Origin of the sequence: Acinetobacter sp. WCHA39, assembly GCF_002165385.1 — a bacterium.
Classification (GTDB): Bacteria; Pseudomonadota; Gammaproteobacteria; order Pseudomonadales; family Moraxellaceae; genus Acinetobacter.
Window position 1 is genome coordinate 154,617 of sequence record NZ_NHRP01000004.1, and the last position, 13,978, is coordinate 168,594.

At 38.1% G+C, this 13,978-nt stretch carries 12 protein-coding genes and 2 pseudogenes; 7 read left to right on the plus strand and 7 right to left on the minus strand.

Translation table 11 applies throughout. The annotated features are described in order from the left end of the window. Positions 1 to 111 precede the first annotated feature (111 nt). A pseudogene (locus tag CDG56_RS03600) lies at positions 112 to 369 on the plus strand (alpha/beta hydrolase); the annotation flags it as partial. Between the two features lie 89 nt (positions 370 to 458). Here the strand turns inward: CDG56_RS03600 and CDG56_RS03605 are convergent. Continuing rightward, complete coding sequence (locus tag CDG56_RS03605) at positions 459 to 1,604, minus strand: acyl-CoA dehydrogenase family protein (RefSeq protein WP_087546953.1); 1,146 nt, start codon at positions 1,602 to 1,604, stop codon at positions 459 to 461. Positions 1,605 to 1,852: 248 nt separating this feature from the next. Here CDG56_RS03605 and CDG56_RS03610 point away from each other — a divergent pair, with 248 nt between their 5' ends. Further along, complete coding sequence (locus CDG56_RS03610; protein WP_087546954.1) at positions 1,853 to 2,848, plus strand: glycosyl transferase family protein; 996 nt, start codon at positions 1,853 to 1,855, stop codon at positions 2,846 to 2,848. Positions 2,849 to 3,062: 214 nt separating this feature from the next. Here the strand turns inward: CDG56_RS03610 and CDG56_RS03615 are convergent, their stop codons facing one another. Then, positions 3,063 to 3,335, minus strand: a complete 273-nt coding sequence (locus tag CDG56_RS03615) for a YeaC family protein (RefSeq protein WP_005159772.1) — start codon at positions 3,333 to 3,335, stop codon at positions 3,063 to 3,065. Next, complete coding sequence (locus CDG56_RS03620; protein WP_034601775.1) at positions 3,332 to 4,240, minus strand: NAD(+) kinase; 909 nt, start codon at positions 4,238 to 4,240, stop codon at positions 3,332 to 3,334. The genes CDG56_RS03615 and CDG56_RS03620 overlap by 4 nt, the downstream gene beginning before the upstream one ends. 234 nt (positions 4,241 to 4,474) lie before the next feature. On the opposite strand from CDG56_RS03620, the gene mrcB reads away from it, so the two are divergent. Further along, positions 4,475 to 6,889, plus strand: coding sequence for a penicillin-binding protein 1B (gene mrcB / locus CDG56_RS03630; RefSeq protein WP_087546955.1), 2,415 nt, complete (start codon positions 4,475 to 4,477; stop codon positions 6,887 to 6,889). 19 nt (positions 6,890 to 6,908) lie between these two features. Beyond that, positions 6,909 to 7,478, plus strand: coding sequence for a tetratricopeptide repeat protein (locus CDG56_RS03635; RefSeq protein ID WP_087546956.1), 570 nt, complete (start codon positions 6,909 to 6,911; stop codon positions 7,476 to 7,478). 9 nt (positions 7,479 to 7,487) lie between these two features. Here the strand turns inward: CDG56_RS03635 and CDG56_RS03640 are convergent, their stop codons facing one another. Further along, the gene (locus CDG56_RS03640; protein ID WP_087545305.1) at positions 7,488 to 8,399 is read right to left on the minus strand and encodes a thiamine phosphate synthase; all 912 of its coding nucleotides are present in this window, start codon (positions 8,397 to 8,399) and stop codon (positions 7,488 to 7,490) included. A gap of 176 nt (positions 8,400 to 8,575) precedes the next feature. Between CDG56_RS03640 and hemP the strand changes: the two genes are divergently transcribed. Next, positions 8,576 to 8,746 carry a hemin uptake protein HemP gene (gene hemP / locus CDG56_RS03645; RefSeq protein ID WP_004661888.1) on the plus strand — a complete coding sequence of 57 codons (171 nt, stop codon included), beginning with the start codon at positions 8,576 to 8,578 and terminating at the stop codon, positions 8,744 to 8,746. A 137-nt stretch (positions 8,747 to 8,883) separates the two neighbouring features. Here hemP and CDG56_RS03650 read toward each other — a convergent pair whose 3' ends face one another. Then, positions 8,884 to 10,641 (minus strand): GspE/PulE family protein, encoded by a 1,758-nt coding sequence (locus CDG56_RS03650; protein WP_087546957.1) that lies wholly within the window; start codon positions 10,639 to 10,641, stop codon positions 8,884 to 8,886. Positions 10,642 to 10,922: 281 nt separating this feature from the next. On the opposite strand from CDG56_RS03650, the gene CDG56_RS03655 reads away from it, so the two are divergent. Next, positions 10,923 to 12,143, plus strand: coding sequence for an MgtC/SapB family protein (locus CDG56_RS03655; protein ID WP_413772780.1), 1,221 nt, complete (start codon positions 10,923 to 10,925; stop codon positions 12,141 to 12,143). A gap of 8 nt (positions 12,144 to 12,151) precedes the next feature. Here the strand turns inward: CDG56_RS03655 and tsaA are convergent, their stop codons facing one another. Then, the gene (gene tsaA / locus CDG56_RS03660) at positions 12,152 to 12,868 is read right to left on the minus strand and encodes a tRNA (N6-threonylcarbamoyladenosine(37)-N6)-methyltransferase TrmO (RefSeq protein WP_087546962.1); all 717 of its coding nucleotides are present in this window, start codon (positions 12,866 to 12,868) and stop codon (positions 12,152 to 12,154) included. Positions 12,869 to 12,986: 118 nt separating this feature from the next. Between tsaA and CDG56_RS03665 the strand changes: the two genes are divergently transcribed. Continuing rightward, on the plus strand, positions 12,987 to 13,766 hold the full coding sequence (locus CDG56_RS03665; RefSeq protein ID WP_005159755.1) for a ferredoxin--NADP reductase: 780 nt from the start codon (positions 12,987 to 12,989) through the stop codon (positions 13,764 to 13,766). 72 nt (positions 13,767 to 13,838) lie between these two features. Here the strand turns inward: CDG56_RS03665 and CDG56_RS03670 are convergent. Next, positions 13,839 to 13,967: pseudogene (locus CDG56_RS03670) on the minus strand (IS4 family transposase); the annotation flags it as partial. Positions 13,968 to 13,978: the final 11 nt, after the last annotated feature.

Below are 13,978 nucleotides of genomic sequence, written 5' to 3' on the forward strand. Positions count from 1 at the left end.
ATTATATTTTGCTAGCAAAATTTTAATGTTCGCAAATAAATTATGATTAAACAATTTGGTATTTTGACTTTTTCTCTGCTCATTGGCACAACATTGTCTTTTGCACAACCAATGCTGATGACCACAGTGGGTACACATGAACATGGTCGAAGTCCAACACCAGACGCTGAATCCTTGCAGAAGCAGAATAACTTCTATCAAAACTTTAATCAGCAACGTTCAAAGCATTTCTTGTTCTGGAATTACCAACATCCAGCAGAGCAGCATTTAACTAATCTCTATGCCAGTTTACCCAAAGGGATTATGTTGGCAGGTTGTATAGATCATAAAAGTTGTTCCGCATTATTTGATAATCCAGTCACTCCTTGATCTTAAAAACATCACTCCAACTAAAAAGACTGAATCAAATTTATTGATTCAGTCTGAAATCATCTGCTAAATAGAGATGATTTTTGTGCTTAAGACTTACCAATCAATCCACGTGCAACGATTTCTTTCATAATTTCGTTGGTACCACCATAAATACGTTGGATACGCGCATCAACGAAGAAACGTGAAATTGGATATTCTGTCATATAGCCATAGCCACCAAATAATTGAAGTAAATTATCGGCTACTTTCATTTGCATATCGGTACTAAAGCTCTTTAATGCCGCTGCGGTTTCTACATCCAACTTGCCTTCATTATACAAAGCAACGTTTTGGTTATAGAAAGCTGCTGTTGCTAATTCATCAATTTTTGCTTGAGCTAAGACAAAACGTGTGTTCTGGAAGTTAGCAATTGCTTGACCAAATGCTTGGCGTTCTTTTACATAAGCTGTTGCTAAATCAATTGCACCACGGATTGCACCCAAAGAGGTCGCTGCGATTGCAGTACGCTCACGTGGTAATTCCTGCATCAAGTAAGCAAAACCTGAACCTGCATTGCCCAATAACTGGTCTTTAGGTACTTTCACATTATCAAAGAAAAGTTCAGAGGTATCTTGTGAATGCAGACCAATTTTATCTAAGTTCGTGCCCTTTTTAAAGCCTTCCAAATGTGTATCAACCAATAATAAAGACACACCTTTAGCACGTGCTTGTGGATCAGTTTTGACTGCTAGAACAACAACGTCAGCATGCTGACCATTTGAAATAAAAGTTTTTGAACCGTTTAACACATAATGATCATCTTGCAAAATTGCATTAGTACGCATTGCCTGTAAATCAGAACCAGCTCCTGGCTCAGTCATACCAATCGCACCAACAACTTCGCCAGAAACCATTTTTGGCAACCAGTACTGCTTTTGTTCTTCAGTTCCGATATGTTGAATATACGGTGCCGCAATTTCAGAATGACAAGAAATCGCTGTTGATAATGCGCAATAACCCGCACGTGCAGATTCTTCAACTAACATTAATGAATAATGGGTTGGTACACCATAACCACCATATTCTTCTGGTACATCTACACAGAGAAAGCCATTTTCACCCAATGAAGACCAAACTGAACGTGGCATAATGCCTTCGCGTTCCCACTGATCATAATGAGGTGCAATTTGCTCGCTCATAAAACGTTTAAAGTTATCACGGAAGAGTTCCAAATCTGCATCGTAAGCTAACATCATTATTTCCTTTCGCTTTCATTGTTTTTAAAAATTCGATTTGCAGCCATGCTAATGATTTTTAGATTGGATGTCATGTTCCGTTTGCATCAAATCACTAGACTGATTCGGTCAATAATTTTGTTTGCACTCTCATAAGCAAACGCTAATTGTTTATTGATTAGACAGCTCCTCATATTTTTTTACGCTAAATACGTCACTTTTATGTCATATTCCTTTTATTGTTGGCGAAGATTTCTCATACGATCATGAATACAAAACGAAATATTTATAAAACTGTAGAACACCCCTTTGCTCAGTATGTTCGTATCTTGGGTAAAGGGAAAACAGGTTCTCGTTCGCTCAGTTATGAAGAAGCCTATCAAGCATTTAGCATGATTTTAAAAGATGAAGTCTTGGATGTTCAGTTGGGTGCATTCTTAATGCTTTTACGTGTTAAGGAAGAATCTGTCGATGAATTGGCTGGTTTTGTTCAAGCAACACGTGATCAACTCAATTTTCAGCCACTTGATGTCGATCTTGACTGGTCATCATATGCAGGCAAGCGTAAGCACTATCCGTGGTTTTTATTGGCGGCATTAACACTGGCTCATCATGGCTATAGAATTGTGATGCACGGCGCATCGGGTCATACCATTAACCGTGTTTATACGGAACAAGTTTTACAATACTTAGGCTATTCTATTTGTGAGAATGAGCAAGATGTCCGTAAACAACTTGAACAACATAATTTTGCATTTTTGCCACTTGAAGCCATTTCACCAATTCTGAGTGAATTGATTTCACTCCGCAATGTGATGGGCTTACGTTCTCCAATTCACACCCTTGCCCGTTTGATTAATCCGTTTAACGCCAAAGCGACTTTACAGGCAATTTTCCACCCTGCTTATCGGACTTCTCATCAACACACCGCTTTTCGTTTAGGCTATCAAAATAGTGCTGTGATCAAAGGTGAAGGTGGTGAGTTTGAGCGTAATCCTGATGCCAAAACCTTAATTTGTGGGATTAAAAATGGTGAGCTATATGAACATGAGCTACCAAAATTAACACCTGACCGTAGTCCGATTGAAGAAGAACTTGATCTTGCAGTATTTAAAGCAGTTTGGCTCGGTGAGCAAAAGCATGAATATGGCGAAATGGCAGTGATCGAAACCATGGGAATCGCTTTGTATACGATGGGTGCTGTGAATAGTTATGATGAAGCAATGATTAAAGCGAAAGCGCTTTGGAACAATCGTTTTTAAACCAAAAAATAAATAAGGTGATTTTTTAAATCACCTTTTCTACAAAACTATATCTTTTTGATCCTAAAAATAAAATATATAAAGAGCAACCATTAAATTATTCGTTAAAGTAATCAGTATTTTATTTAAAGACATTACGTCAATAATAGACAGCGTAATAAAAAACGATGACTTTATTAAAATCATCGCTTTAAATACTACTTGTAGAAATTAATCAAACAAACCTTATCGGCTTAAATTCAGGCTCATTTTTGTGATGATCATCATCACACTCTTCACCTTCTTCTTTCGTACCTCGGTCGATATAACCACTACGCTGTTCTTTCGGTAAATTTTCCATTTCCCATGCATACACGGCTTGCATACAAATTTCACGTTGCTCTTTGGTCAATGCAATACCATTTGGCCATTTACCAATTTCAACAGCAGTTTTCAGACGCTCAACAATTTCAGGATTTAAAATAGCGAGCATTTGTTCAATATTCATGAGTCATCCTGTTGAAAAGATTCAAAATCTTGATTCCAGCCCAGTTTAGTACGGCAAGCCATATAAAAATCATAACCAGGTGGATGTAATAAGCTTAGTTTAAACGGATGTTTACGAATATGCACCGTATCACCTACATTTAATGCAACACTATGTTGTCCATCCGCACTCACCATCGGTAAGACACGATTTTCACGGATGGTGATCTTAATCTCACTTTGCCCACCGACAACGATTGGACGAGATGATAATGTATGTGGATGCATTGGTACGAGTGCGATCGCATCCATACTTGGGTGTAGGATTGGTCCACCGCCTGAAAGCGAATAAGCGGTCGAGCCTGTTGGTGTTGAGACAATTAAACCATCACTGTGCTGACGATAAACATATTGCCCATCAATACTCAGCTCAAAATCAATCATATGAACCGATTTACCTGAGTGTAACACCACATCATTCAAGGCAATTGCATCATAAATGGTTTCGTTATTGGTGCGAACTTCCATTTCTAGCAAGAAACGTCGATCGAGTTGAAATTGACCTTGTAGTACCTGATCCAGTTTAAAAATTGCTTCTGCCGGCTTAATATCAGTTAAGAATCCGAGTCGACCACGGTTAATCCCAATAACGGGTGTATTGTATCTGACTAAAGCACGTGCCGCATGAAGTAAAGAACCGTCGCCACCCACAACGATCACCAAATCCACTACTTCACCTAATAAATTACGGCTCACGGTCTGACCATAACTATAAGGTACAAGTTTGGCTGTTTCCTGATCAAAAACGGGATTTAAGCCTAAAGTGATCAAATGATCATGAATTAAACATAACGTTTCTACTACAGAATTCTTATCTGGTCGCCCAATTAGACCAATATTTCGAAAGGATTTATGTGAAATTTGCACGAATAACTCAGCTCCACCGCGACTATTGACTATCATATCATTAACAATCAAATTTTCGTTGATGATTGATTAAAAAGTATAAAAATGTCCATTCGTTGTTTTTTTATACGATTAATGTCAACACCTTCTGAAAGTTTTTATTGCATGTTGCTATTTATTCACAGTTTTATGATTGCAAAATGACAATAAGCTATCGCATCATTACTCACATTGTTTCGGTTTTAACGCAAGTCTATGAAGTGTGAACGTGGTATTGGTTTTCTAGCACTAATTTTTTCAATTTTAGTGATTGGTGTGTTTATTGCCTTTAGTATCTATCTGATCCGTTTGGATAATATTATTCGCAATAAATTTGAAGGTCAGCGTTGGGATATTCCTGCCAAGGTATTTGCTCGTCCATTAGAAATCTATGCGAATGCACCCATTACTCAAGATAATTTTGTCCAAGAATTAAAATTACTGGGCTATAAAAATACCACGAACTATGAAAAGTCAGGAAGTTACATCATTCAAGGCAACCAAATGTATGTTCATACACGTGGTTTTGACTATGGTGATAGTAATGAACCTGAACAGGTGCTTGAGATTGCTTTCAATCAAGGTCAAGTCGGTGAAATTCGTTCCACTAAACCTTCGAGCACAGGCATTGCTCGTTTAGAACCTCTATTAATTGGTGGTATCTATCCACAACATAATGAAGACCGTGTCCTCATTAAGCTAAATAAAGTACCAAAAACACTAATTGAAGCATTAATTTCAACAGAAGACCGAAATTTTTATCACCATCATGGTGTTTCTATTCGAGGTACAGCACGTGCCTTAGTCAGTAATGCAACCGGTGGTCGACGTCAAGGTGGCTCGACATTAACCCAACAATTAGTTAAAAATTTCTATCTTTCACCAGAAAAAACGCTCAAACGTAAAGTCAATGAAGCGCTTATGGCGTTGTTGATTGAGCTACATTACAGCAAAGATGAAATTCTAGAAGCCTATTTAAATGAAGTAAATTTAGGTCAAAATGGTAATTACTCAATTAACGGTTATGGCTTAGCTTCACAATTCTATTTTGGTTTACCTCTGAGTGAATTGAATATTTCCCAACAAGCCTTTTTGGTTGGTTTAGTACAGGGTCCAACTTTATATAATCCTTGGCGTAATCCTGAAGCGGCTAAAAGGCGCCGTGATGTTGTATTAAACAATATGATGGTGATGGGCTATTTATCTGAAACAGAATATCAAGATGAAATCTCACGTCCTTTAAATATTGTGAGTAAACCAACTTTAGGGCCTGCAAAATTCCCAGATTTCCTTGATATCGTACGTCGCCAATTACGTACAGAATATCAAGAAAGTGATATTACCAATCAAGGCTTGAAAATTTTCACAACGCTTGACCCGATTGCACAGACCCAAGTTCAAAATGCTTTTAAAGACTCTGTTGAACGTTTAGCAAAAGCAAATCCAGCACGTTTGAAAAACTTACAAGGTGCTGTGCTTGTAGCCCATCCTGAGAATGGTGAATTGGTTGCTGCTGTTGGTTCAACCCAAGATTTTACTGGCTTTAACCGTACACTAGACGCTAAACGTCAAGTCGGTTCGTTGTTAAAACCAATTATTTATCTAAATGCGATCGAATCTGGACGTTATACGTGGGCGAGTCCGATTGAAGATAGTGCCGTTAATATTCCAGTTGATGGTGATAAAAGTTGGACACCAAAAAATTATAGTGGTGGTGAACACGGTGTTGTTTCTATGCAACAAGCCTTGGCAAATTCATACAACCTATCTGCTGTTCGTTTAGGAAATGAATTTGGATTATCAACATTTTCAAATAAGCTAAAACAATTTGGTGTCAGTTCGAATATTCCAGCTTATCCGTCTATCTATTTGGGTGCAGTAAATATGTCCCCAATGGAAGTACTTGGCATTTATGGCAACTTTGCAACAGGTGGTTTCAAATATCCTCCTCGCTCTATTCGTACTGTTGTTGATGCAAAAGGACATTTGCTTGAACGTTATAGCTTAAATGTTCAACAAACGATTGATCCTGCTGCTGCCTATATTTTGAACTATGGTTTGCAACAAGTTATGCGTTCAGGTACTGGACGATCAGCTTATGGCAGCTTACCTGAAACCTTAAATTTAGCTGGTAAATCTGGTACTACTAATGATACACGCGATTCATGGTTCGCTGGTTATTCAGGCAATCATGTCGCTGTCGTCTGGTTAGGTCTGGACGATAATAAAGTTACTGGTCTCACAGGTTCTTCAGGCGCATTACCTGTCTGGACCAATGTAATGAAACAGCTTCGCCAAGAACCCGTCAATCTTCGTCAAACTGACAATGTAGAATGGCAATGGATAGATAGCGCAACAGGTGATTTATCGGCGCAAGGCTGCGATGGCGCAATGTATATTCCCCTACTTCGACAAACTGTACCTCGTCGTGCAACTCTCTGCGGTCAATCACATTATGAAGTTGAACCAACCAATATTCCATCCGAGGAAGACACTCAGGGGGATCATTACGGTGATGGCACTACTAATACCAATTATATTCGAGAAAGTGAAAATCAAATGGACACCGATTTATCCAATCATAATTCTACACGTGTGATTTCGAGCGGTAGTTATAGCGGTGAAAACTAAGTTACAAGGATGATTGGACATGATGAAGAAAATAACGATTGTGATTGGTATATTGCTGCTTGCAGGTTGTAATTCAGCACCGCCTCCAAATAAAAAAGTGGTAATTAAATTGGGAGAACCACCAAGTACGTCAAACACGCAGAAAAAGAAAATTACTCCGCCCGCGTCGAGTGTAAAAATTACGCCGTATGAGCAGAAAGAAATAAAGCGTCAAAACGTACCAGTGGTTGTACCTCAGCAAAAAGTACAACAAAAGTTCAATGATGGGAGTCAATTACCAGCATTTAGAACATTAATGCAAAAAACCCAAGTCGCTTATAAGCAACAGCAACTTGCGGAAGCAGAACGTTATGCTCTTCAAGCTCAACGTATTGCTCCCCAAGCGACCGAAACTTATTTGTATTTAGCATTGATTGCAGACCAACGCAAACAATATGCAAATGCGGAAGCTTTGGCACGTCGAGGTTTAAGCTATGCGCAAAGTAACTCGATGAAAAAACAACTTTGGTTTATTGTGCTCCGAGCAAGCGAAGCACGTAATCATCCAGTAAAAGCTCAAGAAGCTAAAAAAGCCATTCAAGCGTTATAACAAGTTTGATCAATTAATTGAACTAAATTGACGAATCCCTGCAAGCCCATAAGCATGATGTTTTTGGGCTTGTTCTAAATCTTCAGGTGCTACGCCACCTAAAGCAAAAACTGGAATATCACACTTCTGAGCTAATGCAGCAAAATCATTCCAACCCAATACTTTTACATTTGGATGTGTTTCAGTCGCTTTCACAGGACTCAAAAATACGGCATCACAACCTATATGCTGTGCATGTTGTAATGAAACAGCATCATGACAGGCTGCAATAAAACGTTTACCAACAATCAATTCACCTTTTTTAAGTGCCATTAATTGTGATTGTTTAAGATGAATTGTCTTCACTCTAGACTGTAGAACCATGTTCATATTTTGATAAATATCAGTATTTATTATAATTTTTTGTAATTGTTCATCAGTTAAAACCTCTAACTGCTGTTCAATCTGTTCAATTTCAGCTGTTTGGATGCGCCAATACATTTGAAAGTTATGATGTGGTAATGCATCAATTTGATCACTGATCTTAATCAAATGAGACCAGATTAAGCGTTCCAGAATTACAACATTTGCCTTCGGAAAGTTTAAACTCGCTAGTTGATCGCGTTGATACCAAGTCCAAGGTTGATGAATTTGATTGAGCATTTCCTCAGGTACGTGTGCATGAAAAAGATGTAAATTAACAATAACATCTTCATATTCATGACGAATAATATCAAAAGGATGCCACTCTTTTAAACCAATGCCGACTTCCTCATAAATCTCTCTACGACAAGCTTGTTCAGGTGATTCCCCTAATTCGACTTTTCCACCAGGAAATTCATGTTTATTACCTTGATGTTGATCTGCTTGTCGCCAACCCACTAACACTTTAGATTTATGCAGTAAAATTGCAATCGCAACATCAACTATAGCTTTTGCCATAACAGTCTAATATCTCTATTTTTTTCACAACAATTTTAATGAATTTAACAACGATTTCACATATTAAAAACATCAATAATCAATGAATTTGTAAATTCTTGAAATTTACGTTGACAGGTCTATTCGATAATGATTATCATTTAAATCATTAAAAAACACACCACGGAGCATAACAAATGAACGCACCATTTAACCTATTTACACGTAGTACAGATGCAGCTCAATCATTGCCAATGTTGCATTCCAATAATCTTTTTGCCTTAGGTCGGGAAATACGCATAATGCATGCGGGTGAAGAATACCGCTTGCGTTTAACGCGTAATAATCGTCTGATTTTAACGAAGTAATATAATAACAACCGCATAATAATAAACGTGGAAATAGCAGTATGTCAGCGCGTACTGCTTTTTTGTTTGATCAAACAAGTGGGACCACCTCTTTAAAACAAATGAAGATGAGGTGAATATGAAGATCAATAATTTGCTTAACTTAAAGGAACAACACGCAATACCTCTTCTAACGTGGTTGCACCTTCAATGACTTTGCGTGCACCTGCAATCCGCAGTGGCTCAACACCTTCTTTCTTGGATTGTGCTTTCAGATCATTCAGTGTGCCATGAGCACTAATAATAGACTTCAACTCTAAACTTACTGGCATAAATTCATAAATACCTACACGACCTTTATAACCTGTATGGCGACATGCTTCACATCCAACTGCTTTATACATCGTCGTTGGCATATCCATCATATAATCAAAAGTAAGATGCTCCCACTCTTGTTCATTAATTGCCGTTTCTTGCTTACAAAGTGGGCAGAGTCGGCGCACCAAACGTTGTGCTAGAACACCTAAAATCGTTGCTGCAGTTAAGAATGGTTGTACGCCTAAATCATGCAAACGGGTCAGACTTGAAGGTGCATCATTAGTATGCAAAGTCGAAAGAACCAAATGTCCAGTTAATGCTGCTTGAATGGCCATATTCGCGGTGTCATGATCACGAATCTCCCCCACCATGATAATATCAGGATCTTGACGCATCAGTGCACGAACACCATCGGCGAAACCAAGTTCGATATTTGGATTCACCTGCATCTGGTTAAAACTTGGTTCCAACATTTCAATCGGATCTTCAATGGTACAGACATTCACTTGTTCAGTTGCTAATTGCTTTAAAGACGAATATAGCGTTGTGGTTTTACCTGAACCTGTTGGCCCCGTCACCAAGATAATACCGTGGCTATGCTGTGTCAGTTGCTGCCAACTGTGTAATAAATGGCCTTCAAATCCTAATTGCTGAAAACTACGCACTAATACTTCAGGATCAAAAATACGCATGACCAACTTTTCACCAAAAGCAGTTGGCAACGTAGAAAGACGTAATTCCGTTTCTTGACCTTTCGGTGTACGTGTTTTTAAACGTCCATCTTGTGGCTTACGCTTTTCCGCAACATTCATACGACCTAAGATTTTAATACGGGAAATCACTGCTGTAAGCGTATTGGCTGGCATGTTATAAATAGTATGTAACACACCATCAATACGGAAACGTACCTTGCCTTTGTCTTTGCGAGGCTCCAAATGAATATCACTTGCACCCTGCTCAAACGCGAATTGCAATACCCAATCAACCAGTTTCACAATATGCTGGTCATTGGCATCAGGGTTTTGTGTATCGCCTAATTGCAGTAAAGCTTCGACCCCCTTATTGTCACGGTCAAAAGCACTTGTGCCTTGAGAAGAGCTCACCGCTCGACTAACTTGATAATATTCAATCAAATAACGTTGTAGCTGTTCTGGATTTAATAGTACAGCTTCAACTTTTTTTGGGCTCAAACTTCTTTCTAAATTATTTTTCCATTCCATCATAAACGGCTGATCTGTACCGATTAAAATGCGATCAGAGTGAACTTCTACTGCCAAAATATGATTTCGAGCTGCAAACTCTTGAGACATAACACTGGTTAATGCCGTCACATCAGCCTTTAGAGGATCAATGACAAACAAAGGAACATGCGATTTTTCAGCTAACCATAGACATAGACGATTGAGTGTTAAAATGGTTTCTTGATTTAATTGATCTTTCAGATTAAATTTTGCAACCCACTGTAAAGGATGCCACTTCAATTCATCTTTTTGACGATGTGTTGTTTGTACTAATAATTTATCCCGTTCAGTGATTCGTCCATCTTTTTGTAATTGTTCTAAGCACCAAAAAATATCGATTTGAAAATTAAACGTCATTGTTATACCCCAAGTTATTTCTATAATATAACAGAGATTTGTTGAAATCTCCCAGATCATTTCATGACTCAAGAATGATTAAATGCACTTTAAAAAACATATAGATAACTTAGCCATAAAAGTAAAAAGGGTTAAGATAGAGCGATGCATTTATGCAATTTTAAAGTATATAAATTCAACTAAATTTTGCCTAAACAATAACGATGATCCTCTAAGCGAAAGGATATGACATGACTGATTTACTTGATTTATCAATACAAAATACGGCTTTAAATCAGTTAATGATGATCTTTGCTGTATCGCTCGGTTGTGGATTATTGATCGGTTTAGAACGAGAACAAAGCAAAGCTAAACATAAGACCAAAACCTTTGCTGGTTTTAGAACGTTTGCAATTAGCTCTCTTTTAGGAACACTGTGCTTTTTATTTAATTTAGTAATAGGAATTACGGGGGCAATTTTAATTGGTGCTATAAGTATTGCATCACTTAAAAATCAACCCGATGATCCTGGTGTGACGACTGAACTTGCACTCATAATGACCTATTTCATTGGTGCTGTTTGCATATGGAATATCAATTTAGCTGCTGGGCTTGCAGTGACGCTGACCATTCTACTTTTTGCGAAACAATCACTTCACGGGCTCGCAAACCAGTGGATTAATGAAAGTGAATTAAGGGATGGCGTGCTACTACTGGCTTTAACACTGATTGCACTGCCCTTAGTACCTAACCAAGCTTTTTGGGGACCTGTATTAAATCCCTATACAATTTTGAAATTATTAAGCCTCATACTATTTGTACAAGCATTAGCACATTTTGCCAAAAGACTTCTATCATCAAAAAATGCAATCGTCTTTTCTGCTTTGGCATCTGGTTTTGTCTCAAGCACAGCAACTATCGCAAATCTGGGTATGGAAGTTCGTAACAACGGTGCGAACCCTCATGTAAATGCTGGTGCTGCCTTGATGTCCTGCGTATCTACGCTTATTCAAATGCTCATTATTGTTGCAAGCATTAGCTTGGCTTGGTTCAAAATCATATTTTTGCCAACTATCATTTCAACCATCGTTCTATCTATTTGGGCTTTATATTTGATGCGGACATCTATTGGCGATGGTGAAACAATCGCAACCAATGATAACAGCCGCATGTTCAGCGTCAAAAATGCCATCATTATTACTTTTGCCTTATCAGCAATTCAAGCAGCGGTATATGCTCTCAACCTTTGGCTTGGTAGTTCAGGTCTGATTTTAGGTACATTAATCGCATCTCTTTTTGAAATACATGCGGCAATTGCTGCAATCGTTGTCCAAGCAGAGCCTGATAGCGTTCAGGCAACAACACTTATGATTGCATTAATGATCGGACTTGCTGCTCATGCTTTAGCGAAAAGTATCAACGCTGCGCTAACAGGAGGATATAAATTTGCTCTTGCTTTTATTCCAGCCCAAATCATACATATGACTGTGTTAATTATCATGTTCTGGATGCAACAACACTAATATCAATGCTAATTGAGAGTTTCAAGCTTTAATATGTTGATCTTTTCATCGTCAACATTAAAACTCACATCGAACGTGGAAAACTTCATTTTATAAATTCGACTCGCATCATCATGATAAGCAGGCCGTGGATCTAAAGATAAAACTTGTTCTAACTCGTCAAAGATTCTCGGCTGAGTGTCATTCTCTTGAATGAACTTGTGCTTAATCGATTGTGCTAATTCGCTCCATAGAACACGCTTTCGAATCGGCTCATCTTGCGCATAGCCACTGACCGAATCCATCACAGCATCTGAATAATGGATATAAGGTTTAATATCCAAAATTGGAGTTTTATTGAGTAAATCACTTCCCATCACAAACATTCGAACACTCTTAGCACATTTTTCAACACGTAAAAAGCGAACGACCGACAGACCTATAGGAGATGGACGATACATACTCCTCGTTGCAAATACTCCAATTTTTTGATTACCACCTAATCTAGGTGGACGTACTTGTGGACGAAATTTAGACATTTGATTCAAGGAGTTATCAGTATTTTTATTATCATGGAATTGCCACAATAACCATAAATGACTGAAGTCTTCAATTCCCTCAAATGCCGAAACATCATTATAAGGTTCTGACAACTCTATATAGGACTCCACCTGCACCAAATTTGGCTGTCTTGGGATACCAAATTTCTCCTGATAAGGAGAATGCATATAACCGATGATCGGCATGATCACAGAATTGCTCATCACTTTTTCTTATAAACACAATTAAATATATTCAGTTTATAGAGAATGATTTTAGATTAGAATAGCAATCTGTTTCTTTTAACTGTGATCGAGACCTTTAATGGCTGCTTTTAACGTTGAACGCATTACTCATGTTCACCACTGGAATGACACGCTTTTCAGTTTTAAAACCACGCGCGATACAAGCTTACGTTTTAAAAATGGTCAGTTTGTGATGATCGGACTTGAAGTGAATGGTAAGCCTTTAATGCGTGCGTATTCGATTGCGAGTGCGAATTATGAAGAAGAACTCGAATTCTTCTCAATTAAAGTACAAGATGGTCCACTCACTTCTATCTTACAAAAAGTACAAGTGGGCGACGAAATCCTTATTTCTAAAAAACCTACAGGTACTCTTGTACATGATGATTTATTGCCAGGTAAAAACCTATATCTGTTATCTTCAGGTACAGGACTAGCACCATTCTTGGCTTTATTACGTGATCCTGAAACATATGAAAAATTTGAAAAAGTGATCATGGTTCACGGTACGCGTTATGTATCAGAGCTTGCATACCAAGATTTAATCTTAAATGAACTACCAAACCATGAGTTCTTTGAAGAATTGGGTATCAAAGATAAATTAATCTACTATCCAACAGTGACTCGTGAACCTTTCCACACCCAAGGTCGCGTTACAACCGCAATTGAATCTGGTCAATTATTTGAAAAAATTGGTTTGCCACGTTTCAATCGTGAAACTGACCGTGCAATGCTTTGTGGTAGCCCTGCTTTCCTAAAAGACGTGGCTGCTTTACTTGACCAACATGGTTTAGTTGAATCCCCTCGTATGGGTGTAATGGGTGATTATGTTATTGAACGTGCATTTGTTGAAAAATAAACGTCAATAACGATATAAAAGAAACCGAGGTGATCCCTCGGTTTCTTTTTATCTCTCTGTACACGACAAATTTCATAGGGCCCTTGTCCTATCAGGCTTTTTCTTCCTTAAAATTGCGAGCACTTTCTTAAATTCTTCTTTTTTTCCAAAACCAATCAAACGTAGAATAGCCATCTGAACATAGTCCAAACCGTAGCGAAATCAACTTACTG